Source organism: Streptomyces sp. NPDC033177 (assembly GCF_055577715.1).
Genome location: NZ_JBVIPS010000007.1, coordinates 259,160 through 281,417 on the forward strand (window position 1 = coordinate 259,160; position 22,258 = coordinate 281,417).

Annotated in this window: 19 protein-coding genes; 7 read left to right on the forward strand and 12 right to left on the reverse strand. The window is 70.4% G+C overall.

From position 1 onward, the window contains the following. Positions 1-7: 7 nt before the first annotated feature. The 6 genes from ACZ5U5_RS24965 to ACZ5U5_RS24990 all read right to left on the reverse strand — a co-directional run bounded on the left by ACZ5U5_RS24965 (position 8) and on the right by ACZ5U5_RS24990 (position 7,272). Positions 8-970 (reverse strand): DUF2510 domain-containing protein, encoded by a 963-nt coding sequence (locus tag ACZ5U5_RS24965; RefSeq protein ID WP_469025511.1) that lies wholly within the window; start codon positions 968-970, stop codon positions 8-10. A gap of 55 nt (positions 971-1,025) precedes the next feature. Further along, complete coding sequence (locus tag ACZ5U5_RS24970; protein ID WP_469025514.1) at positions 1,026-2,321, reverse strand: HAD family hydrolase; 1,296 nt, start codon at positions 2,319-2,321, stop codon at positions 1,026-1,028. A gap of 34 nt (positions 2,322-2,355) precedes the next feature. Then, entirely contained in the window at positions 2,356-3,648 is a 1,293-nt protein-coding gene (locus ACZ5U5_RS24975; protein WP_469025517.1) for a haloacid dehalogenase-like hydrolase, read from the reverse strand. Positions 3,649-3,726: 78 nt separating this feature from the next. After that, a complete protein-coding gene (locus tag ACZ5U5_RS24980) occupies positions 3,727-4,509 on the reverse strand; it encodes a 3-oxoacyl-ACP reductase (RefSeq protein WP_469025520.1) in 783 nt (260 codons plus the stop codon). Positions 4,510-4,514: 5 nt separating this feature from the next. Continuing rightward, on the reverse strand, positions 4,515-5,894 hold the full coding sequence (locus ACZ5U5_RS24985; protein ID WP_469025523.1) for an aldehyde dehydrogenase family protein: 1,380 nt from the start codon (positions 5,892-5,894) through the stop codon (positions 4,515-4,517). A 7-nt stretch (positions 5,895-5,901) separates the two neighbouring features. After that, positions 5,902-7,272: a glutamine synthetase family protein gene (locus ACZ5U5_RS24990; protein ID WP_469025525.1), complete on the reverse strand. Its 1,371-nt coding sequence runs from the start codon at positions 7,270-7,272 to the stop codon at positions 5,902-5,904. Between the two features lie 77 nt (positions 7,273-7,349). Between ACZ5U5_RS24990 and ACZ5U5_RS24995 the strand changes: the two genes are divergently transcribed. From ACZ5U5_RS24995 to ACZ5U5_RS25005, 3 genes are all read left to right on the forward strand, one after another. Further along, positions 7,350-8,120: a FadR/GntR family transcriptional regulator gene (locus tag ACZ5U5_RS24995; RefSeq protein WP_469025527.1), complete on the forward strand. Its 771-nt coding sequence runs from the start codon at positions 7,350-7,352 to the stop codon at positions 8,118-8,120. Between the two features lie 141 nt (positions 8,121-8,261). After that, positions 8,262-9,707, forward strand: coding sequence for an ethanolamine permease (gene eat / locus ACZ5U5_RS25000; protein ID WP_469025530.1), 1,446 nt, complete (start codon positions 8,262-8,264; stop codon positions 9,705-9,707). Between the two features lie 35 nt (positions 9,708-9,742). Further along, positions 9,743-10,465, forward strand: a complete 723-nt coding sequence (locus tag ACZ5U5_RS25005; protein WP_469025532.1) for a gamma-glutamyl-gamma-aminobutyrate hydrolase family protein — start codon at positions 9,743-9,745, stop codon at positions 10,463-10,465. A 434-nt stretch (positions 10,466-10,899) separates the two neighbouring features. Here the strand turns inward: ACZ5U5_RS25005 and ACZ5U5_RS25010 are convergent, their stop codons facing one another. Beyond that, the gene (locus ACZ5U5_RS25010; RefSeq protein WP_469025535.1) at positions 10,900-11,865 is read right to left on the reverse strand and encodes a LysR family transcriptional regulator; all 966 of its coding nucleotides are present in this window, start codon (positions 11,863-11,865) and stop codon (positions 10,900-10,902) included. A gap of 70 nt (positions 11,866-11,935) precedes the next feature. Here ACZ5U5_RS25010 and ACZ5U5_RS25015 point away from each other — a divergent pair, with 70 nt between their 5' ends. Beyond that, complete coding sequence (locus ACZ5U5_RS25015; RefSeq protein WP_469025537.1) at positions 11,936-13,072, forward strand: TDT family transporter; 1,137 nt, start codon at positions 11,936-11,938, stop codon at positions 13,070-13,072. Here the strand turns inward: ACZ5U5_RS25015 and ACZ5U5_RS25020 are convergent. The 5 genes from ACZ5U5_RS25020 to ACZ5U5_RS25040 all read right to left on the reverse strand — a co-directional run bounded on the left by ACZ5U5_RS25020 (position 13,041) and on the right by ACZ5U5_RS25040 (position 19,380). Beyond that, positions 13,041-13,772, reverse strand: a complete 732-nt coding sequence (locus ACZ5U5_RS25020) for a helical backbone metal receptor (protein ID WP_469025540.1) — start codon at positions 13,770-13,772, stop codon at positions 13,041-13,043. The genes ACZ5U5_RS25015 and ACZ5U5_RS25020 overlap by 32 nt on opposite strands. Positions 13,773-13,798: 26 nt before the next feature. Continuing rightward, positions 13,799-14,371 (reverse strand): helix-turn-helix domain-containing protein, encoded by a 573-nt coding sequence (locus ACZ5U5_RS25025; protein WP_469025543.1) that lies wholly within the window; start codon positions 14,369-14,371, stop codon positions 13,799-13,801. 105 nt (positions 14,372-14,476) lie between these two features. Continuing rightward, complete coding sequence (locus tag ACZ5U5_RS25030; RefSeq protein ID WP_469025546.1) at positions 14,477-15,481, reverse strand: hypothetical protein; 1,005 nt, start codon at positions 15,479-15,481, stop codon at positions 14,477-14,479. Between the two features lie 133 nt (positions 15,482-15,614). Further along, the gene (locus ACZ5U5_RS25035; protein WP_469025548.1) at positions 15,615-18,227 is read right to left on the reverse strand and encodes an ABC transporter permease/substrate binding protein; all 2,613 of its coding nucleotides are present in this window, start codon (positions 18,225-18,227) and stop codon (positions 15,615-15,617) included. After that, entirely contained in the window at positions 18,220-19,380 is a 1,161-nt protein-coding gene (locus ACZ5U5_RS25040) for a quaternary amine ABC transporter ATP-binding protein (protein ID WP_469025551.1), read from the reverse strand. The genes ACZ5U5_RS25035 and ACZ5U5_RS25040 overlap by 8 nt, the downstream gene beginning before the upstream one ends. A 259-nt stretch (positions 19,381-19,639) precedes the next feature. On the opposite strand from ACZ5U5_RS25040, the gene ACZ5U5_RS25045 reads away from it, so the two are divergent. From ACZ5U5_RS25045 to ACZ5U5_RS25055, 3 genes are all read left to right on the forward strand, one after another. Beyond that, complete coding sequence (locus tag ACZ5U5_RS25045) at positions 19,640-20,545, forward strand: 5'-3' exonuclease (RefSeq protein WP_469026112.1); 906 nt, start codon at positions 19,640-19,642, stop codon at positions 20,543-20,545. A 54-nt stretch (positions 20,546-20,599) separates the two neighbouring features. After that, on the forward strand, positions 20,600-21,445 hold the full coding sequence (locus tag ACZ5U5_RS25050) for a siderophore-interacting protein (RefSeq protein WP_469025553.1): 846 nt from the start codon (positions 20,600-20,602) through the stop codon (positions 21,443-21,445). A 109-nt stretch (positions 21,446-21,554) separates the two neighbouring features. After that, a complete protein-coding gene (locus ACZ5U5_RS25055) occupies positions 21,555-22,151 on the forward strand; it encodes a GNAT family N-acetyltransferase (protein ID WP_469025556.1) in 597 nt (198 codons plus the stop codon). Positions 22,152-22,258: the final 107 nt, after the last annotated feature.

The window sequence follows — 22,258 nt, forward strand, 5'->3', positions numbered from 1 at the left end:
GGGCTCGTCAGGGCGGCGTCGTGCCCACGCTGTTGCCCACGCCGCCACTCGTCCCCGAGTCGCCGACCGGACGGATCCCCTTCGTGATCTCGTCCATGTCGGAGAGGGGCGGCGCGCCTCCGTCGGTCCGCGCGTCGATCGCGAAGCGGATGATCACCATCGCCTCGGACCCGAGGCTGGAAGGGAACGCCAGCGACTGGACGTACCCGCCGGGGCCCTTCTCGGTGCGGACCCGCCAGCGCACGAGGTATCCGGAGCGGCCCGCGACCGCGACGGTCCCCTCCCTGACCTTCTCGTGGCTCGCGATGCCGCCGAAGGGCCGCATGCCGACCTTGTCCTCGTCGTACGCCCGGTCCGCCGCGTCCTTGATGTCCCCCAGCGCGAGGACCTTGGGCGAGCGTTCGTCGGTCGCCGTCGACGTGCGCGAGTAGACCGTGCCGTGGCGGCAGAGGCTGCCCTCGCCCGGGCAGTCGTAGACGTCCGGGGTGCGGACGGTCGGGTCGCCGCCGACCGTGCTGTCGGCCTTCTCCCAGCCGTCGGGGACAGGGATCGTGATGCCGTTGAGCTGGTCGACGAGGGTGGAGGGATCGGGGTCCGGCGCCGATGTGGTCGGCGAGGGCGAGGTCGGCGACGGCGGGTCCACCGGCTCCGACGCGCCCGGCACGGGTCCTTCGACCTGCGGGTCGCCTCCGTCGTCCTCGCCCAGGAGCACCACGCCGGTGACGATCGACGCCACCAGGACGATTCCGGCGGTCGTCAGCGCCACCACCTTGGCCCGGCCGCCTCCGCCGGAACCGGCCGGCCGCACCGGCTGCGCCGGGCCGAACCCCGGCTGCGCCTGGCCCATGTGGGGCGTTTCGGGCACACGCCGGTGCTCGGTCCACGCCGACCCGTCCCACCAGCGCTCGACGTGCTGTGCCGGCGGCGCCGATGGGTCCGTGTACCAGCCGGGAGGGGGCGACATGCTCATCCCGGCACTCTAGGACGTGCCGTGAAGGTCAGGACAGTCGGAACGGTCGCGACGGTCAGAACACCGCGTCCGCCTGGTCGGGCACCACCGAGCCGTCCTCGCGCAGGACCGGGCCCTTGCTTCCGTCGGGCACGTTGTACGCGGCCGTCGCGCACGGGTAGAGGCCGGGCTTCTGCTTCATCGGCTCGATGAACATGGGGTTCACGACCCAGCGGCCGTCGGCGTTGTCGTACGCACGGCACATGAACTCGTTCTTGTTGCGGTTCAGGACGAGATGGGCGCCGGTGGCGTCGCCGACGAACGTCACGTCCGTGTCGGCGTCACCGCCGCCGAGCGCGATGCGGTGGGACGGATCCTGCTTGTCCCAGGCCGACTTGCCCTTGACGCCGAAGATCTCCTGGTTGATCCAGCAGCGCTTGCCGTCGATGTAGGGGATGGCCTCGCCCTTGTTCACCGGTACGTCGCCGCAGCCCTGGTTCCAGGTGGTGATCCGCCCCTTGCGGTCGAGGACGGAGCGGATGGCGATGGTGTGCTTCCGGTCGATGCCCACGCCCTTCGACCAGACCTCGGTCACCGGTTCCGAGCCCGCCGAGACGATGTAGACGTCGAACCCGGCCTGCTTGAGCGTGCGGATGAGGTCACGCTGCTGGTCGTAGTAGCGGGCGTAGCCGGGGATCTCGTGCGTGCCGACGGTCTGGGTGGCGCCCACGGGGGCGGCGAGCACCTGCTTGCGGGCCTTCGCGGCGTACGACTTCAGTTCGGGGACGGTGTGTCCCGCGAAGAGCTGGGGCACCCAGGCGTACTGCGGGACGGTGTGCCGGTGGTCCCACTCCCCCGCGAAGGCCGCGGCGCCGCTCATCGTCTTCCCGTCCTCGCGGACCTCGAAGATCTCGTCGGCGCAGTCGGTGTCCGTGGAGGTGGGCAGCGGCTTGCCGACCGGCACCTTCGTGCCGCAGGCCCGGGTGAGCGCCTTGTCGGCCTCGTCCGTCATCCACTTGCTGGTGGACTTCCAAGAGGCGGGGCGCAGGATCTTGTCGTGGTGGAGGGACCAGGCGATCGTCGCGTCGGTGATGTCGTTCTTGACGACGGTGTTGTCCCAGTCGAAGGCGGCGACGGGACGCTTCTCGTCGTGACCCCGGTGGGAGCCGCAGCGTCCGCGCTCGTCGATCATCTGCTGGAGCCGGTCGCGGTTGTCGCCGAACCAGGTCAGCTTCTCGGACAGCTGCGGGCAATGGGCCTTCGCAGTGGGGGAGTTCGCGGGCGTGGCGGCGGCCGCGGGGAGCGACGCGGGCACGGCGGCCAGAGTGGCGGCCGTGGCCAACGTCAACGCCAAGGCATGTCTGTTGCGCATGCGCATGGACCGTACATCAATCTTCAGGGCCAGGTCAGGCCCCGTGCACCGTGTCCTTCTGGTCGGGGATGACGGACCCGTCGGCGCGGCGCACGGGGCCTGCCTCGCCGTTACGTTCGGTGTAGCCGGTGCTCGCGCACGGGTACGGCTCGGCGAGCCTGCCCTTGGGCTCGATGAACATGGGGTTCACCAGCCAGCGGCCGTCGCCGTTGTCGTAGGCGCGGCACATCAGCTCGGTTTTGTTGCGGTTCAGGACGAGGCGCAGGGCCGTGGCGTCGCGCAGGAAGGAGATGTCGGTGTCGGAGTCTCCGGCCGCGAACACCTGGCGCCTGGCTGCCGGTTGGACCTTCTCGGCGGCCGCTCCCCGGACTCCGTGGATCTCCTGGTTGATCCAGCAGCGTTTGCCGTCGATATACGTGATCATCGAGTCGCCGCCGTCCTTGACGGTGCCGCACCCTTTCAGATGGGCCGTCAGCTTCCCGTGTGCGGCGACGTTGCGGATGCCGATGGTGTGCCGGGCGTCGACGCCGACGCTCTTGGCCCATACCTCGGCGACCGGCTCGGGTGACGCGGAGACCACGTAGACGTCGAATCCGGCCTTCTTGAGCGTACGGATCAGGTCTCGCTGCTGGTCGTAGTAGCGGACCCAGCCGGTGAACTTGCCGGTGCCGACGCGCTGTTCGGTGCCGACGGGCGCGGCGAGGTTCTCCTTGCGGGCCGCGGCGGCGAAACCCTTTACCTGCTGGGTGGACCAGCCGCGGGTGAGCTGGGCGAGCCAGGCGTACTGCGGTTCCATGCGCCGGTGGTCGAAGCCGGCGAAGGCCGCGTCGCCGCCGGTGGTGGTGCCCTCGCTGTAGACGGAGGCGATCTCGTCGGCGCAGTCAGTGTCGCGGCGCGTGGGGAGGGTGGCGCCGCCGGCGGGGCAGGCTTTGGCGAGGGCCTTGGCCGCGGGGTCGGTGAGATAGCGGCTGGTGGTGTGCCAGTCGGCGTGCTGCGGCGTACGTATCTTGCTGTTGCGCAGGAGCCAGAACATGGTGGCGTCGCCGACGTCGTTCTTGATGACCGTGTTGTCCCAGTCGAAGGTGGCGACGGGCTTGGCGGCGCCTGTCCCTCGGTGCTCGTCGCAGGTCCCGTACGTGTCGATCATCTTCTGGAGTCGTGCTCTGTTCTCGCCGTACCAACCCTTCGAGAGGGTGAGCGAGGGGCAGTCCTTCGCCTTGGCCCGCACCGGCTGGGTGGCTTCCGCGGTGGCCTGGACGGTGACGAGACCGGCTCCGGCGACGGCGATCACTGCTGCTGCCGCGGCGGCGCGGCGCTTGAAGTTCACGAACACACTCCCGTGTTTACGCAGGTCAGCCGGGCGTCGTGCGACGCCCGGCTGACGGGGTGGTTGCTGGCGGATGAACTACATGGGCGTGACGTACGCCCCGGCGATGCCGCCGTCCACGAGGAAGTCGGTGGCGTTCACGAAGGAGGAGTCGTCACTGGCGAGGAACGCCACGGCCGCGGCGAGCTCGTCGGCCTCGGCGAAGCGGCCCACGGGGATGTGGACGAGGCGGCGCGCGGCCCGCTCGGGGTCTTTGGCGAACAGCTCCTGGAGGAGCGGGGTGTTGACGGGTCCCGGGCAGAGCGCGTTGACGCGGATGCCTTCGCGGGCGAACTGCACGCCGAGCTCGCGGGACATGGCGAGGACGCCGCCCTTGGAGGCCGTGTACGAGATCTGCGACGTCGCAGCGCCCATCTTCGCCACGAAGGAGGCGGTGTTGATGATCGAGCCCTTGCCCTGGCGCCGCATGTAGGGGATGGCGGCCTTGCAGCACAGGAAGACGGAGGTGAGGTTGACCTCCTGGACGCGCTTCCAGGCTTCGAGGCCCGTATCCAGGATGGAGTCGTCGTCGGGCGGCGAGATGCCCGCGTTGTTGAAGGCGATGTCGACCGAGCCATAGGTGTCGTACGCGGTCTTGAAGAGCGCCTCGACCTCCTCGGGGTCGGTCACGTCGACCTTCACGAAGGTCCCGCCGACCTCGTCGGCGGCGGCCTTGCCCGCGGTCTCGTCGATGTCGCCGCAGACGACGTGCGCGCCCTCGGACGCGAGACGGCGCGCGGTGGCGAGGCCGATGCCGCTGCCGGCGCCGGTGATGACGGCGGTGCGGCCTACCAGGCGGCGGCAGATGTTCTGGTCCGACATAGGGCTCAGGCCTCCGTGCTTTCTGTGCTTGCCGTGCTTTCCGTACTGATGAAGACGTTCTTGGTTTCCGTGAAGGCGGCGAGCGCGTCCGGGCCGAGCTCACGGCCGAGCCCGGACTGCTTGTAACCCCCGAACGGGGTCCAATAGCGCACGCTGGAGTGCGAGTTGACGGACAGGTTCCCGGCCTGGACGGCTCCCGAGACCCGGAGCGCACGGCCCACGTCCCGCGTCCAGATGGACCCGGAGAGGCCGTACTCGGTGGCGTTGGCGAGGCGGATCGCGTCGGCCTCGTCGTCGAAGGGGAGAACCACGGCGACCGGGCCGAAGACCTCCTCCGTCGCCACCGGCGAGGTGGGGTCGACATCGGTGAGAAGTGTCGGCGGGAACCAGAAGCCGGGGCCTTCGGGGGCCGTGCCGTGGATTCCGGTGCCGGAGGGGACGTACGAGCGCACGCGCTCCAGCTGGGACCTGGAGATCAGCGGGCCCATCTGGGTCTTCTCGTCGGACGGGTCACCGACGACGATCGACTCGACCGCGGGCCGCACGATCTCCAGGAAGCGGTCGTAGACCGAGCGCTGGACGAGGATGCGGGTGCGGGCGCAGCAGTCCTGGCCGGAGTTGTCGAGGTACGACATGGGGGTGGCGAGGGCGGCTGCCTCCACGTCCGCGTCGGCGAAGACGATGTTCGGGCTCTTGCCGCCGAGTTCGAGCGTCAGGCGCTTCACGCGGTCGGCGCACTTGGTCATGATCTGCTTGCCGACACCCGTGGATCCGGTGAATACGATCTTGGCGACGCCGGGATGTTCGACCAGGGCGTTGCCCGCGACACCGCCGACGCCGGGCAGGACCTGGAAGAGGCCCTCGGGGAGGCCTGCCTCCAGGGCGAGTTCGGCGAGGCGCAGGGCGGTGAGGGGAGTCGTCTCGGCGGGCTTCAGGATGACCGCGTTGCCGGCCGCGAGCGCCGGGGCGGTGCCCCAGGCCGCGATCGGCATCGGGAAGTTCCAGGGAGCGATGACGCCGACGACGCCGAGGGGTTCGAGGATCGTGACGTTCAGGCCGCCGGACACCGGGATCTGACGGCCGCTCAGCCGCTCGGCTCCTCCGGCCGCGAAGTCCAGGAGATCGCGTACGTTGCCGGCCTCCCAGCGGGCGTTGCCGATGACGTGACCGGCTTCGCGGACCTCCAACTGGGCCAGTTCTTCCAGGTGTTCGTCGACGACGACCGCGAAGCGACGGAGCAGGCGGGCGCGGTCGCCGGGGGCTGTGGCAGCCCACTTCGCCTGGGCCGCGGTGGCCCGTACGACAGCTGCGTCGACCTCCTGCGCGGTGGCGGCGGGGACGGTCGCGACCAGTTCCTCCGTCGCCGGATTCAGTACCTTGAGCAAGGGTGCCTCACATGCGTTCGAAGGAGCGGCGGAGCTCCCAGTCGGTCACCGCGGAGTCGAAGGCGTCCAGCTCGACCCGGGCCATGTTGCTGTAGTGCGCGACCACCTCGTCGCCGAAGGCGGCCTTGGCGATGGCGCTGTTCTCCCAGAGTTCGGCGGCCTCGCGCAGAGTGGTGGGAACGTGCGCGTAGTCACCGGTGTAGGCGTTGCCCGTGCACTCCTCGGGCAGTTCCAGTTTCTGCTCTATGCCGTGCAGGCCGGCGGCCACGAGTCCGGCGACCGCGAGGTGCGGGTTCACGTCGCCGCCCGGCAGGCGGTTCTCGAAGCGCATCGAGCGGCCGTGGCCGACGACGCGCAGGGCGCAGGTGCGGTTGTCGTACCCCCAGGCGGCGGCGGTCGGCGCGAAGGAGCCCGGCCGGAACCGCTTGTAGGAGTTGATGTTGGGCGCGTAGAGCAGGGAGAACTCCCGGAGCGCCGCGAGCTGCCCGGCCAGGAAGTGCCGCATGACGGGCGACATGCCACCGGGATCGTCCGGGGAACCGGCCATGGCGTTGGCGCCGTCCGCGTCGGCGAGCGAGAGGTGGATGTGACAGGAGTTGCCCTCGGCCTCGTTGTACTTGGCCATGAAGGTGAGCGAGACACCTTCCTGGGACGCGATCTCCTTGGCGCCGGTCTTGTAGATGGCGTGCTGGTCGCAGGTGACGAGGGCGTCGTCGTAGCGGAACACGATCTCGTGCTGGCCCGGGTTGCACTCGCCCTTGGCCGACTCGACGACGAGCCCGGCGGCCGCCATCTCGTTGCGGATGCGGCGCAGGAGCGGCTCGATGCGGCCCGTGCCGAGCACCGAGTAGTCGATGTTGTACTGGTTGGCCGGGGTCAGGGCCTTGTAGCCCGCGTCCCAGGCCTGCTCGTAGGTGTCCTTGAAGACGATGAACTCGAGCTCGGTGCCGACGTTGGCGGTGTAGCCGAGCTCGGCGAGGCGGTCGAGCTGGCGGCGCAGGATCTGGCGCGGCGCGGCCACGACGGGCGAGGAGTCGTTCCAGGCGAGGTCCGCGATGAGCATCGCGGTGCCTTCGTTCCAGGGGACGCGGCGCAGGGTGCTCAGGTCGGGACGCATGGCGAAGTCGCCGTAGCCGCGGTCCCAGGAGGACATCGCGTAGCCCTCGACGGTGTTCATCTCCGCGTCGACGGCCAGGAGGTAGTTGCAGCCCTCCGTGCCGTGCTCCAGGACGTCGTCGAGGAAGAAGCGGGCGGCGAACCGCTTGCCCTGGAGCCGCCCTTGCATATCGGGGAAGGCCAGGACGACAGTGTCGATCTCGCCGCTCGTGACGAGAGCACGCAGCTCCTCGATCCCGAGCGGGGGTGTGCGGTCTGCCACGGGAAAAGCCTCCTTGGGTCAGCCGAGAGCCATAAGGTATTGCCGAGAACCATTGATTGGGAAGGGGGTACGGCCAGATGTCGCACACGGATGCAGGCGCGGCCGCCGAGGCGGGCCCGGACGGCTCCGCCGCGCCTGCCGACGACCGGCTCACACCGGTACTGCGCCCCGTACGGGCGGGCAACGGCTTCGAGGAGGCCCTGGAACAGATCCTCCAGGTCGTACGCCTCGGCCTGGTGCCCGGCGGTGAACGCCTGCCGTCCGAGAGGGAGCTGGCCGACCGGCTCGGCATCAGCCGGGTCACGTTGCGCGAGGTCCTCAAGGTGCTCCAGGACCAGGGCCTGGTCGAGTCGCGGCGGGGCAGGTACGGCGGCACGTTCGTGCGTCCGCGCCCCGAGGCTGCCGGAGAGGACGAGCTTCGGCGGCGCGTGGCGGATGTCGACGTCGAGGACGCGCTGCGGTTCCGCGAGGTCCTCGAGGTCGGTGCGGCCGGGCTCTGCGCGGCGCACGGCCTGAGCGAGGAGCAGCGCGAGCGGCTGCGCGCGGCGCTCGCACAGACGCACGATGCGCCCCTCTCCGAATACCGCCGCCTGGACACGCTGCTGCACCTGACGCTCGCCGAGCTGTGCGGCTCCCCTTCGCTCACCGCGCAGTACGCCGCGGTCCGCGCGACCGTCAACGACCTCCTGGACTGCATCCCGCTCCTGGTGCGGAACCTGGAGCATTCGCAGCGCCAGCACACCGCGCTGGTGGAGGCGGTGCTCGACGGGGACGCGGACGGGGCGCGGGAGATGATGCGCGAGCACTGCGCCGGTACGGCCGCCTTGCTGCGGGGCTTCCTGACATAAGGGGCGGGGTGAAGGGGGATTTACGGCGGTGTAACGCAGGGGTCTTGCTTTCTCGGGGGTCGCACGACAAAGGTATGCATCCGTTCCATTGAGTCACCCCGCCGCAGTGCCGCCGCCGCGTAGTCACATAGGAGCCGTGCCATGACCATGGAGTCCCCCAAGTCGAGTGCCGCCGAGCCGGCGGACGACTATCTGGAGCGCAGAACGCTGCGCCGGGGCAGCGCGGGCTGGCTGCTGCTCACCGGCCTCGGTGTCGCGTACGTGGTCTCCGGCGACTACTCGGGCTGGAACTTCGGCCTGGCGGAGGGCGGCTTCGGCGGCCTCGGGATCGCCATGGCGCTGATGGGCGTCATGTACGCGTGCATGGTGTTCTCGCTGGCGGAACTGTCGTCGGTCCTGCCGACGGCGGGCGGCGGCTACGGCTTCGCGCGCCGGGCGCTCGGCCCGTTGGGAGGTTTCCTCACCGGCACGGCGATCCTCATCGAGTACATCCTGGCGCCCGCCGCGATCTCCATCTTCATCGGCGACTACGTCGAGTCGCTCGGCCTCTTCGGACTCACCTCCGGCTGGCCGGTGTACCTGGCCTGCTTCGTGATCTTCATCGGCATCCACCTGTGGGGTGTCGGCGAGGCGCTGCGGTTCAGCTTCGTCGTCACGGGCATCGCGGTGGCGGCGCTGCTCGTCTTCGCGGTCGGCGCGTTCATGGACTTCGACGCGTCGAAGCTGAACGACATCCCCGTGGAGGCGGACGCGTTCGGCTCCAACTCCTGGTTGCCGATGGGGTTGTTGGGCATCTGGGCGGCGTTCCCGTTCGGCATGTGGTTCTTCCTGGGGGTGGAAGGCGTCCCCCTGGCGGCAGAGGAGACGAAGGACCCGGCCCGCACCCTGCCGCGCGCGATCCGCTGGTCGATGGCCATCCTCATCGTGCTCGCGCTCCTCACGTTCTTCGCGTCGGCGGGGGCGCGCGGCGCGAACGCGATCCAGGAGGCGGGCAATCCGCTGGTGGAGGCGTTGCAGCCGGGCGGTGAGGCGACGGCGCTGAGCCGGATCGTGAACTACGCGGGCCTGGCGGGCCTGGTGGCCTCCTTCTTCTCCCTGATCTACGCGGGCTCGCGCCAGCTGTTCGCCCTGTCGCGGGCGGGTTACCTGCCGAGGTTCCTGTCGCTCACGAGCAGCCGCAAGGCTCCCTACCTGGGACTTCTGGTCCCCGGGGCGATCGGCTTCAGCCTGGCGGCGGCGACCGGGGACGGTGCGCGGATGCTGAACGTGGCGGTGTTCGGCGCGACCATCTCGTACGCCCTGATGTCGCTCTCGCACATCGTGCTGCGCCGCAGGGAGCCTGGCCTGGAGCGGCCGTACCGTACGCCGGGCGGCATGCTGACGTCGTCGGTGGCGCTGGTCCTCGCCTGCTCGGCGCTGGTCGCGACGTTCCTGGTGGACGTGACGGCGGCGCTGATCGCCCTCGCGGTATACGTGGTGGCGATCGCGTACTTCGGCCTCTACAGCCGCAAGCGGCTTGTGGCGCGGGCGCCCGAGGAGGAGTTCGCGGCGCTTGCGGCGGCGGAGGCGGAACTGGAACGGGACTGAGCGTGCGGAACGTGAGGGACATGAAGGAGATGAGGGTGAGCGAGACCGCCGACAGGCCGCTGATCGGTGTGAGCACGTACCTGGAGGCGAAGGCGAGGTGGGGCGTGTGGGAGTTGCCCGCGGCGCTGCTCCCCGCCGGCTACCCGGGTCTGGTGCGGGCGGCGGGCGGACTCACCGCGATGCTTCCGCCGGACGATCCTTCGTACGCCGATGCTGTCGTCGCCAGACTGGACGGCGTGGTCATCGCGGGTGGCCCCGATGTCGACCCGTCCTGTTACGGCTCGGAGCGTGAGGAACGTACGGGCCCTCCGGCACCGGAGCGGGACGCGTGGGAACTCGCCCTGATCGGCGCGGCGTTGGCGTCCGGGACGCCGCTGCTCGGCATCTGCCGGGGGATGCAGCTCCTGAACGTGGCGCTCGGCGGGACGCTGGTGCAGCACATGGAGGGGCATGCGGAGACAGTGGGCGTCTTCGGCACGCACGAGGTGAAACCGGTGCCGGGTTCGCTCTACGAGTCCATCGTCCCCGCCGCCGAGGAGGTCCCCGCCTATCACCACCAGGCGGTGGACCGCATCGGCCGGGGGCTTGTGGTGTCGGCGTACGCGGCGGACGGCACCCCGGAGGCGCTGGAACTCCCCCCGCCCGCGGGGTGGGTCCTGGGGGTCCAGTGGCACCCGGAGATGGGGGACGACCCGCGGGTGATGTCAGCGCTGGTTCGCGCGGCAAGGGCGTTCAGCGGACCGGGGGGCACGGCCTGACCCCGGGCCGCCTCGCACCCGGAAGTGGGCCCTCCGGCCGGGGGCATGCCTGCACCCAGCGATCCCTGCACCGCCGCGTATCCCTCGGCGGGACCTCTCCCACCCACCCGCCCGACCACCCAGTTCGCATGGCGGGCGCCACCGGCAGCACGCCTCAGCTCCACCGAACCGGCAACGCCCGGTGCGCCTCCGGCAGGACTTTCCCGCCCACCCACCCGTTGCCCCGGGGTAATCGGGTGGAGGCCCCCGCCGGAGGCGGGAAAACGGCGCACCCGCAGGTGAAGGCCAACCAGGCCCCCACGCCCACCTACGCGAGGGACGTAATCGGGTGGGCGGGTGGGAAGCCCCGCCGAAGGCGGGAGGAAACATCCCGCCCGCGGTGAAAAGCAGACTTCAGCCAAGGGGAGGCACGCGCCGAAGGCGCGAAGCGGGACTCAGCCCCCGGGGGAAGCGGGACTCCCCGCCCGAGTAAGCGACAGCAGATCCCGTGCCGGGCCGGTAGGACGATGCCCCGTAGGCCACACCGCCCGGAGGGCACGGCGTAGCTGAACTCCCTCCAGGGGGACGGCCACCAGGCGCCGAGCCGACAACTCCTCCCCCACCGCGAGCTCACTCAGCACCGCGGGCCCCGCCCCACTCACCGCGGACGCCTTCACCGCCGTGGTGGACGACAGCTCGATCAGCGGACGCGCGAGACCGCCCAGCGCCGCGTCGAGGACCTGCCGCGTCCCCGAACCCTCCTCCCGGAGGATCAGCGGCGTGGCCGCCAGCTCCCCGGCGCCCAGAGGCTTTCGGCGCCGCGCCCAGGCGTGGCCGGGCGCCGTGACGACGACCAGGCTGTCGTGGGCGATGACCGCCGAGTCCAGGCCGGTCGGCACCGCGAGCCCCTCGACGAAGCCGAGGTCCGCCTCCCCCGCGAGGAGGCGCTCCGCGACCGCGGTCGAGTTGCCCGCCGTCAGGGACACCGCCGTGTCCGGCCGCTGCGTCCGCAGCGCGATCAGCCAGCCCGGCAGCAGATACTCGGCGATCGTCATGCTCGCCGCGACCCGCAGCCGCGAGTCCCGCCGGTCCCGCAGGGCCTGTGCCCCCGCGTCGAACGCCTCCGCCGCCTCCACGATCCGCCGCGCCCAGTCGGTGACCAGCGCCCCCGCGTCCGTGAGCCGCGACCCCCGCGGCGACCGGTCGACCAGCGCCACCCCGAGCTGCCGCTCCATCGACCGCACGCGGCTGCTCGCGGCGGGCTGTGTGATGCCGAGTTCCTTCGCGGCCCGCCCCAGGCTGCCGAGCCGCGCCACGGCGAGCAGCAGTTCGAGCGCCCCGAGGTCCGGCACGCGATGCGCGAGCGGCGCCGGCCCCGGTGACGTATCGGGCACACCGGAGGAACCAGAAGACTTACTCATAAGCCCAGGTTATGCCCTCATACGAAGATGCCTCCTGGTGGGGGGCCCGCCGAACGGCGACCGTGGACGCATGGTCACCGTCGCCCACCCGCAGGCACCCACGAGCTCCGCCGCCCCCACCGCTGCTACCACCGGCATCACCGGCGCCACCCGCCACCTGGGCCCGAACTGGTACTCCGCCGTCATGGGCACGGCGATCATCGCCGGCGCCGGCGCGACCCTGCCCGTCCACGTCCCCGGCCTGCGGACCGCCTGCACCGCGGCCTGGGCGCTCTCCCTGCTGATGCTGGCCGCACTGCTCGCCGCCCGGACCCTGCACTGGATCCACCACCGCGACCAGGCCCGCGCCCACCTCCTCGACCCGGCCGTGGCCCCCTTCTACGGCTGCCTCTCCATGGCCCTGCTCGCGGTCGGCGGCGGCGCCCTCCTCGTGGGCGAGGACTGGATCGGGACGAGCGCGGCGATCGCACTGGACGCCGTCCTCTTCACCGCGGGCACGGTCATCGGCCTCGCGGCGGCCGTCGCGATCCCGTACCTGATGGTGGTGAAGCACCGTATCGAGCCGGGCCAGGCGTCCCCCGTCTGGCTGCTGCCCCTGGTGGCCCCCATGGTGTCGGCCGCCCTCGGCCCGCTCCTCATACCGCACGTCCCGGCGGGGCAGGCCCAACAGACACTCCTCTACGCCTGTTTCGCGATGTTCGGCCTGAGCCTGCTCGCCACCCTGGTGATGCTCCCGATGATCTTCGCCCGCCTGCTGACCGGCGGCCCGTTTCCGCTCGCGCTCACGCCCACTCTCTTCCTGGTGCTCGGCCCCCTTGGTCAGTCGACGACCGCCGTGAACAAGTTCGCCGACACCGCCGCGACAGGCGTCGTCCCGGCCCCGTACGACCAGGGCTTCGCCGTCTTCGCGGTGCTCTACGGCGTCCCGGTGATGGGTTTCGCCCTGCTGTGGCTGGCGCTCGCGGGGGCGATGGTGGTGCGGGCGCGGCGCAAGGGCATGGGCTTCGCGATGACCTGGTGGGCGTTCACCTTCCCCGTCGGCACCTGCGTCACGGGCGCCGAGGGCCTGGGCAAGCACACCGGCCTCGCGTTCTACGACTGGCTGGCCCTCGCCCTGTACGCCGTGCTGCTCACCGCCTGGGCAGTGGCCCTCACCCAGACCCTCCGCGGCCTGATCAACGGCAAGCTGCTCGCAGCGCCGCGCTGAGCACGGCCGGGGCCTCCGCGAGGGACGGCCCGTACCACGTGAGGTGACGGCCGCTGACCAGGGCTGATGGGGCGGTGAACTCCTCGGGGCCGTCCTCGGGGGTGAAGCGGTAGGGCTCGTCGGGCAGGACCACCACGTCCGGATCCGCCGCACGCAGCTCCTCGACCGGCACGCGTGGATAGCGCTCGGCGTGCGTCGCGTACGCGTTGTCGACGCCGAGGCGGCGCAGCAGGTCCCCGGCGAATGTGTCACGACCCAGGACCATCCACGGCCGCCTCCAGATCGGGATCACCGCCTTCAACCGGGCTTCGGGAGAGGGGAGTTGGGCCCATGCCCGCTCGGCGTCGGCCAGCCACCCCGGACGCCCGGCCCCGCACGCGGCCAGCACCCGGGTCAGCTCACGGAAGGCGCCCGGCAGATCGCGTATCTCCGTCACGAGCACCCGGAGCCCCGCCGCCCGCAGCGCCGCGAGGTCGGGCGCGCGGTTCTCCTCCTCGTTGGCGATCACCAGGTCCGGAGCGAGGGCGATGATCCGGCGCACGTCGGGATTCTTGGTGCCGCCGACGCGGACGACACCGAGGTCGTCCAGATCCTCCGGATGGCTGCACCACTCCGTGGCCCCCACCAGCGCACCCGGCACGCTCACCGCGACCGCCTCGGTCAGCGAGGGCACCAGCGAGACGACCCGTGCTCCAGCCACCGTGCCACCCCCTCCATGGAATTCCCTCAGCGCCGCGAGCCGTCCACGGCCTCGATGTGGTCGGCGACGGCCACGACGAGCACCTGACTGTCCGGCACGGTCGCCCGCCACCGGTGGCGCACCCCACCGGTCAGGTAGAGGCTGTCGCCGCGCCCGAGGCGGTAGGCCCTGCCCTCCGCCTCGACCTCGACGGCGCCACCCACCACGTACATCAACTCGTCGTTGCGGTGCTGGAACTCGCGGCCCTCGTCGTGGTCGCCGGTGAACTCGACGGCGTGCAGCTGATGGTGGCCGCGCACCAGGTTGCGGACACGGACGTCGGGGGACGAACCCTCCCCGTCGCCCTCCTCGGCGCGCATCAGGTCGACCGTGCACGCGGGATCCGCGGCGGCAAGCAGTTCGACGTCGGTCGTCAGGAGCGCGTCGGCGACACGCTGCAGGGAGCGCCTGCTGGGCCGCGCCCGCTCGTTCTCGACCTGGCTCAGGAAGGGCACCGAGAGACCGCTGCGCTCGGCCACCACGGCGAGGGTGAGCTCCAGCTGCCGGCGGCGGCGCCGCACGGCCGAGCCCACCCGGAGGGTTTCCTTCTGCTCGTCCATCGCCTCGGCTCCCTTCTGCGCATCGGTCCACTCTCAACCCTGTTGGGTTTTCTGCACCCTACGCATGTTCGCCAAACGGTTCTGCCCCGTTGCGAGGACCGCCATCTACAGCTTGTGCCAGTAGACAAGCTGTCCCGCCTCGCCGGGAGCCGCCCCTTGCGCCGGTATGAACACGCTGACCAGCAACGCAGGCCTGCCCTGCGGGTCCCTGAGGAGGGTCGCCGAGGGATTGGCGAAGGCGCGGCTTCCGCCATGGGTGGAGAGGGCGAGGCGGTCGGCCCGGCCGCTCACGGGGTCGTAGGCGTAGGTCCGCCAGCTCCCGAAGTCACCCCGCCACCGCTGCCCCTCCACGAGGAGGACGCGCCGCCCGTCGAGCTCGACGGGCGCCCGGTCCCCGAGGTTTCCGCCGTTGCCCCACGTCTGGAGCGCCCGGTCGAGCCGCCGGTCGGGCGTCGCGTGCCAGTCGCGGAAGCCGGTGAGGGTGGCGCGAAGCTGACGGTCGGTGTCGCAGTCGGCGCGGTAGTGGCCGGTGAGCTCGATGGTGTCGCCGCGCACGGCGGTGATGCTGGGCGTGCCCTCGGCGCACCGCGAGAGGGTGCGCGGGGTGTCGAAGGACCGGGCGGCCCGCCCGGTGAGCAGCGCCGCCCGGTCTCCGTACCCGCGTACGGCGATGTGGTTCTTCGGGTCCTTCTCGTAGGCGAGGACGTATCCGCCGCGTCCGTCGGCGGCGAGGGACGCCTGGTGGGTGCCGGGACCGAAGTCGTGGCGGCGGTGCCAGTGCCGCAGGTCGGTGGAGGTGGCCACGGCGGCGTGGAAGCGGCCGTCGCCCAGGAGGGTGTGGTAGACGGCCAGGTAGGTGCCATCGGGGTCCTGCGTGATCTGCGCGGCGTCCATGGTCCGGCCGGTGTGGTCCCGCGCGTCGTAGTGGTGGCCGTCGGCGGCGGTGACGTCCTCGGCAAGGGCGGCCAGCCGCGCGGTGCCCTCGGAGGCGGGTGCGGAGCTCGCCCCCGCCACATGCGCGAGGAGCAGGGCGGCGGCGAGGGCCAGGGCCACGGCGAGGCCGAGGACGGCGCGGGAGACACGGACGGTCACGGGGGGCGCAGAGGGCACGGAGGGGCACTTACGTTCGAGCGGCGGGGAGCTGCCCAGCCTAGGGAGCGCGGGTGCCCCCGGGAACGCCGAAAGGGGTGGGCTTCGCCACAAGCACGAGGCCCACCCCTCAAGGTGATTCAGCGGTGAAGAGCTAGGACTGCGGAGTCATCTTCTGCTCGAATCCCGGGTTCTTCTTCAGCCACGAGTCGACGGCCTCGGGCTCATTGCCCTTGCCCGCCTTGTTGATCTCGTTCTCCAGGCTGGCCAGTTCCTTCTCGCTCATCTTGAAGGCCTTGAGCCACTTCGTGAGCTGCGGGTACTGCTTCGGGAACTCCTTGCTGGAGATCGTCCGGATCGTGTCGCCCTTGCCGAAGCCGACCTTGGGGTCCTTCAGCTTGGTGAGCTTGTACTCGTTGTACGCCCAGTGCGGCGACCAGAGCAGGACGGCGACCGGCTCCTTCTTGGCGTACGCCGACTTCAGCTCGGAGAGCATCGCGGGCGTCGAACCGGAGACGATCTTGTACTCCTTGTCCAGGCCGTAGCCCGGCAGGACCTTGTCCTTGAGCGCCGTCATCACACCCGTGCCGGGCTCGATGCCGATGATCTTTCCCTTGAACTTGTCGCCCTTGCCCTTGAGGTCCTCGAGCGACTTCACGTCCTTGACGTAGGACGGGACGGCGATCTCCAGGGACGTCGGGCTGTACCAGGAGCCCAGGTCCTTGAGGTTCGCCTTGTTCTTCTCCCAGTACTGCTTCTGGGCGGTGGGCAGCCAGGCGTCCAGGTCCAGGTCGAGGTCACCCTGCGCCAGAGCGGTGTAGACCGGGCCGACGTCGGACGGCGTCAGCTTCATCTTGTAGCCGCGCTTCTCCAGGACACGCTTCCAGAGATTGGTGACGGCGATGTTCTCGTCCCACGCGAAGTAAGCGGCGTTCAGCGGACGCTTCGCCTCGGCGGGGGTGGAGTTCTTCGGCAGCGGGGCCAGCTTGTCGACGACGCCCGGGTTCTTCTTCAGCCAGGCCTTGACGGCTTCCTGCTGCTTGCCCTTGCCCGCCTTGTTGATCTCCGCCTCAAGGCTCGTGAGCTGCTTCTCGCTCATCTTGAAGTCCTTGAGCCACTTGGCGACCTGCGGGTTCTCCTTGGAGAAGCCCTTGCGCGCCAGCGAGTGCACGCCGTCGCCCTTGCCCCAGGCGCCCTTCGGGTCCTTGAGCTTCTTCAGCTTGAAGTCGCTGTAGGCCCAGTGCGGCGACCAGAGCGTGGTGACGATCGGTTCCTTCTTGGCGTACGCGCGCTTCAGCTCGGCCAGCATCGCCGGGGTGGAGCCGTCGACGACCTTGTACTCCTTGTCGAGGCCGTACTCCTTGAGGACCTTGTCCTTGAGGAGGCCCATCATTCCGGCGCTCGGCTCGATGCCGACGATCTTGCCCTTGAACTTGCCGCTCTTGCCCTTGAGGTCCTCGAGCGAGTCGACGCCCTTGACGTACGAGGGCACGGAGAGCTCGAGCGAGGTCGGGCCGAACCACGAGCCCATGTCCTCGAGGTCCTTGCCGTACTTCTTCCAGTACGAGGCGTGCGTCGTCGGCAGCCAGGAGTCGGTCTGGAAGTCGATGCTGCCCTGCGAGAGCGAGGTGTAGAGCGGGCCCGCCTCGAGCTGCTTCGTCTGCGGCTTGAAGCCGCGCTGCTCCAGGATCTCCTTCCAGAGGAAGGTGGAGGCCACGCCCTCGTCCCAGGGGATGTAGCCGATGTTGATTTCCTTGCCCTGGCCGACGTTCTTCGCGTCCGCGGCGACATCCTCGGACTTCGATCCGCCGAAGACGCCCATGCCGCCCGCGACGAGCGCGAGGACGACGACGCCGATGACCGCGACGGCGGCCTGCGGACGGTAGGTCCAGATGTTCAGACCGTGCGCGGCACGCAGCTTCGCGACGGCGCGGCGGCCGAGCGGGGAGACCTGGGTGCCCAGCGAGCTGGTCATCCGGTCCAGGTAGATCGCCAGGATGACGATCGCGACGCCCGCCTCGGAGCCGAGGCCGACGTTCAGCTGGCCGATGGCCTCGTTGACGTCGGCGCCCAGGCCCTCGGTGCCGACCATGCCCGCGATGGCGGCCATGGACAGGCCCAGCATGATGACCTGGTTGACACCGGCCATGATCGTGGGGAGCGCGAGGGGCAGCTGGACGCGCAGCAGGATGTTGCGCGGCGTGGTGCCGAACGCGTCCGCGGCCTCGACCAGTTCCTTGTCGACCTGGCGGATGCCCAGCTCCGTCATACGGACACCGGGGGCCAGGGCGAAGATCAGGGTGGCGACGATGCCCGCGGGGGCACCCATCCCGAAGAAGAGGATGGCGGGGATGAGGTAGATCATCGCCGGCAGCGTCTGCATGAAGTCGAGCACCGGGCGGACGATGCCGCTGACCGTGCTGGAGCGCGCGGCCCAGATGCCCACGGGCACGGAGATGATCAGCGCGATGATCGTCGAGACGAGCACCAGGGACAGCGTCATCATCGCGTGGTCCCACAGCTCCATCGAGATGATGAAGGCGAAGCCCGCGAAGGTCAGGACACCGGCGACCACACCGCGCAGCCAGAACGCGATGACCGCGAAGATGCCCGCGAGGAGCAGCGGCTCGGGCGCCTGGAGCAGGTCGGATATGCCGTCGTACGCGCCCTGGAAGACGGTCTGGAAGAAGTCGAACAGCCAGGCCATGTGGCTGAGCAGCCAGTCGACGCCGTCGTTGACCCACTCGCCGAAGGGAATCCTAGGCACCGCTGACCACCTTGCCCACGGCCTGCTCGCCGTCGTCCTGCGTCTTCTGGAGCGGGACGGCAGCGTCCCGCGGCTCGTCCTCGGGGGTCATCGGCTCGCCGAGGACCGCGAGGAGTCGCGCCCGCGGCACGACGCCGATGAGCGCGCCCTCGTCGTCGGTCACGGCCACGGCGACGTCACTGGTGGAGCACGGCGTGAACAGCTCGATGATCGGCGTCTCGGCCCTGACCGTGGCGGGGGCCGCGGACAGCACGTCCTGTGCGGTCGTCAGCTCCTTGCCCTCGGCGGTCTTCGTGCCGAACACGGTCTCGGGCTCAGCCATGATCGCGCCCGCCGTGAGGACACGGGAGCGGTCGACGTCCTGCGTGAACGCGGCGACGTAGTCGTTGGCCGGGGTGACCAGGATGTCCTCGGCGGTGCCGATCTGGACGATCTCGCCGTCGCGCATGACGGCGATCTGGTCGCCGAGGCGCATGGCCTCGTTCAGGTCGTGGGTGATGAAGACGATGGTCTTCTTCAGCCGCTTCTGCAGCTCCAGGAGCTGGTCCTGCATGTCGCGGCGGATCAGCGGGTCGAGCGCGCTGAACGACTCGTCCATGAGGAGCAGGTCCGCGTCGGTCGCGAGCGCGCGGGCCAGGCCCACGCGCTGCTGCATGCCGCCGGAGAGCTCGTCGGGCCAGGACTTCTCCCAGCCCTTGAGCCCGGCGAGTTCGAGCGCGACCGTGGCGCGCTCCTCGCGCTCGGCGCGCGGCACACCCTGCACCTCGAGGCCGTAGCCGGCGTTCTCGAGGACGCTGCGGTGCGGGAAGAGCGCGAAGTGCTGGAAGACCATGCTGATCTTCTTGGAGCGCACCTCGCGCAGCTCACGGGCGCTGAGCCCGGTCAGGTCCTGACCGTCGAACAGCACCTGTCCGGCCGTTGGCTCCGACAGTCCGTTGAGCATGCGCAACAACGTGGACTTACCGGATCCGGAGAGACCCATGACGACGAAGATCTGGCCCGGCTCGACCGTGAAGGAGGCGTCGATCACCGCGGCAGTGGTGCCTTCGGCGCGCAGCTCCTCTCGGTCGGTTCCGTGGCGGAGTTTCTCCACCGCGTCAGCGGGTCGTCTGCCGAATACCTTGTACAGGTGTTCGGCTTGCAGCCTGGACACATACACCTCTCGGGTTGAACCAAGACGGCCCGCCTCCCCCGCCGGCGGGCCGTGGAGCGACGCGGGTTCTGCCCGCTTACTTGCCCGCCGAAATAGTTGAATCCTCGACCGGAGGCGCTCCGGCTCGGCGCCTGCCCTGACTTACACAGATCAAACACAAGAGTGTTCCAGTTCACATTCCATTCACTTCTGTCAGCTGGAATGCGCTGTCAGTGCCGTGCGGCATGATGCGAAGGTGACTCAGCGAACGCGACGGCTCATGCTGCTCGACACGGCGTCCCTGTACTACCGGGCCTATTTCGGGGTCCCCGATTCCGTGAAGGCCCCGGACGGCACACCGGTGAACGCGGTGCGCGGTCTGCTCGACTTCATCGCCCGGCTCGTCCAGGACCACCGCCCGGACGACCTGGTCGCCTGCATGGACGCGGACTGGCGGCCGCACTGGCGGGTCGAGCTGATCCCTTCCTACAAGGCGCATCGCGTCGCCGAGGAGGTCGAGCAGGGCCCGGACGCCGAGGAGACCCCGGACACCCTCGCGCCGCAGGTCCCGATCATCGAGGACGTCCTGGACGCGCTCGGCATCGCCCGCGTGGGCGTGCCGGAGTACGAGGCGGACGACGTGATCGGCACGTACGCCGGCCGTGCCACGGGCCCGGTCGACATCGTCACCGGTGACCGCGACCTCTATCAGCTGGTCGACGACGAGCGGGGCATCCGCGTCCTCTACCCCCTCAAGGGCGTCGGCTCCCTCCAGCTCACCGACGAGGCCTGGCTCCGCGAGAAGTACGGCGTCGACGGCTCCGGGTACGTGGACCTGGCCCTGCTGCGCGGCGACCCGAGCGACGGCCTGCCCGGCGTGCCCGGCATCGGCGAGAAAACGGCGGCCAAGCTCCTGGACGCGTACGGAGACCTGGCCGGGATCATGGCCGCGGTGGACGACCGGAAGAGCAAGCTGACGCCCTCCCAGCGAAGGCGGCTCGACGAATCCCGCGCGTATGTGGCCGTCGCGCCGACGGTGGTCCGCGTCGCGGGAGACGTACCGCTGCCGGACGTGGACCTGGCACTTCCGGGCGAACCCCGCGATCCCGCGGCCCTGGACGACCTCGCCGAGCGGTGGAACCTGGGCGGTGCGCTGAAGCGACTGCTCACGACTCTTCAAGGATGAGGTGTTAGCTTAGGTAAGCCTAAGCAACATTGATCATCAGGGGAGGACGCCGCCATGGCAGAACGTCCGGCACGCAAGGCACCGAAGGCCCACGTCGCCCAGGTGGTGCGCACCGAGCGCCTCACCCCGCACATGCAGCGCGTGATCCTGGGCGGTGAGGGCCTCGCCGAGTTCACGATGGGCGACTCCACCGACCATTACGTGAAACTGCTCTTCGGCGCCGAGGGCGTGACCTACCCGGAGCCGTTCGACATCCAGCGCATCCGCGAGGAGTTCCCCCGCGACCAGTGGCCCGTGACGCGTACGTACACCGTGCGCTCCTGGGACCCGCAGACCCTTGAGCTCGCCGTCGACTTCGTCGTCCACGGCGACGAGGGCCTCGCGGGCCCGTGGGCCCAGCAGGTCGAGCCGGGCGCCACGGTCCACTTCCTCGGTCCCGGTGGTGGGTACGCCCCGGACGCCGACGCCGACTGGCATCTGCTGGCCGGTGACGAGAGCGCGCTGCCCGCGATCGCCGCCTCCCTGGAAGCTCTGCCCGAGGGCGCCAAGGCGTACGCCTTCGTGGAGGTCGCCGACGCGGACGAGGAACAGAAGATCAGCTCGGTCGCGGAGATCGTGTGGCTGCACCGCGGGCAGCGCCCCGTGGGCGAGGCCCTCGTCGAGGCCGTACGCTCCCTCGACTTCCCGGCGGGCGACGTGCAGGCGTTCGTGCACGGCGAGGCCGGGTTCGTGAAGGAGCTGCGCCGCTACCTCCGCGTGGAGCGCCAGGTGCCCCGCGAGCGCCTCTCGATCTCCGGCTACTGGCGCCTGGGCGACAACGAGGACGGCTGGCAGGCGTCCAAGCGCGACTGGAACGCACAGGTCGAGGCAGAGCAGGAGGCACCGCTGCCCTCGGCGTGACCGCCCCGTCAGGGGCGCGGGGAACTGCGCGATCAGCCCCCACCGGCTCGCACTTGAGAGGAGACCAAAACCGGTTTCCCCGGAGGGTGCCCGCTGGCACGATGCGCCCATGCCCTTCAAGATCTCGGACGTAGTCGCGGCGGGCGCCCTCGCCCGTCAGAAGCAGCCCACCATCACAGTTCCGGGAGGGCTGGTCCTGCGCCCCTGGTCGTCGGACGACGCGCCCGCTGTGTACGAGGCGTTCCAGGACCCGGTGTTGCAGCGCTGGCACGCGCGCGAGGCCGACTCCGTCGACGAGGCCCGCGGCTGGATCGACGGCTGGCGCGAGGCCTGGCCCGAGGAGCGCGACGCGCACTGGGCCGTCGCCGATGCCACGACGGACGAGGTGGTGGGGCGGATCTCGCTGCGCCTGATCGTGCTCGCCGACGGACAGGCCGAGGTCGCCTACTGGACCATGCCGTCGGCCCGCGGCCGGGGCATCGCCCCGCGCGCCCTCACGGCACTGAGCGACTGGGCCTTCGGCGATCTCGGCCTGCACCGCCTCGAACTCACCCACGCCACGGCCAACGAGGCTTCCTGCCGTGTCGCGCTCAAGACCGGCTTCGTGCCGGAGGGCACCAAGCGCAGCGCGGGCCTGCACGCGGACGGCTGGCACGACATGCATCTGCACGCCCGTGTCCAGGGGGACGAGCCCGCCGGCTCCTGACCCGAGTGACACGGCGGGGCGTCCCCGCCGAGCCCCGTACTGTTGCCGGTTGTGACTCGTAAGCCCCGCATCCCGCCCTCTCCCCTGCCGCAGCGGCGCGGCGTCGA

What these genes read in the sequence shown, in the direction of transcription:
- ACZ5U5_RS25010 (WP_469025535.1), bottom strand. Translation starts at nt 11,865, where the DNA reads ATGAGTAAGTCTTCTGGTTCCTCCGGTGTGCCCGATACGTCACCGGGG.
- ACZ5U5_RS25025 (WP_469025543.1), bottom strand. Translation starts at nt 14,371, where the DNA reads ATGGACGAGCAGAAGGAAACCCTCCGGGTGGGCTCGGCCGTGCGGCGC.
- ACZ5U5_RS24980 (WP_469025520.1), bottom strand. Translation starts at nt 4,509, where the DNA reads ATGTCGGACCAGAACATCTGCCGCCGCCTGGTAGGCCGCACCGCCGTC.
- ACZ5U5_RS25015 (WP_469025537.1), top strand. Translation starts at nt 11,936, where the DNA reads ATGGTCACCGTCGCCCACCCGCAGGCACCCACGAGCTCCGCCGCCCCC.
- ACZ5U5_RS25045 (WP_469026112.1), top strand. Translation starts at nt 19,640, where the DNA reads ATGCTGCTCGACACGGCGTCCCTGTACTACCGGGCCTATTTCGGGGTC.
- eat (WP_469025530.1), top strand. Translation starts at nt 8,262, where the DNA reads ATGACCATGGAGTCCCCCAAGTCGAGTGCCGCCGAGCCGGCGGACGAC.
- ACZ5U5_RS25050 (WP_469025553.1), top strand. Translation starts at nt 20,600, where the DNA reads ATGGCAGAACGTCCGGCACGCAAGGCACCGAAGGCCCACGTCGCCCAG.
- ACZ5U5_RS24995 (WP_469025527.1), top strand. Translation starts at nt 7,350, where the DNA reads ATGTCGCACACGGATGCAGGCGCGGCCGCCGAGGCGGGCCCGGACGGC.
- ACZ5U5_RS25055 (WP_469025556.1), top strand. Translation starts at nt 21,555, where the DNA reads ATGCCCTTCAAGATCTCGGACGTAGTCGCGGCGGGCGCCCTCGCCCGT.
- ACZ5U5_RS24965 (WP_469025511.1), bottom strand. Translation starts at nt 970, where the DNA reads ATGAGCATGTCGCCCCCTCCCGGCTGGTACACGGACCCATCGGCGCCG.
- ACZ5U5_RS24970 (WP_469025514.1), bottom strand. Translation starts at nt 2,321, where the DNA reads ATGCGCAACAGACATGCCTTGGCGTTGACGTTGGCCACGGCCGCCACT.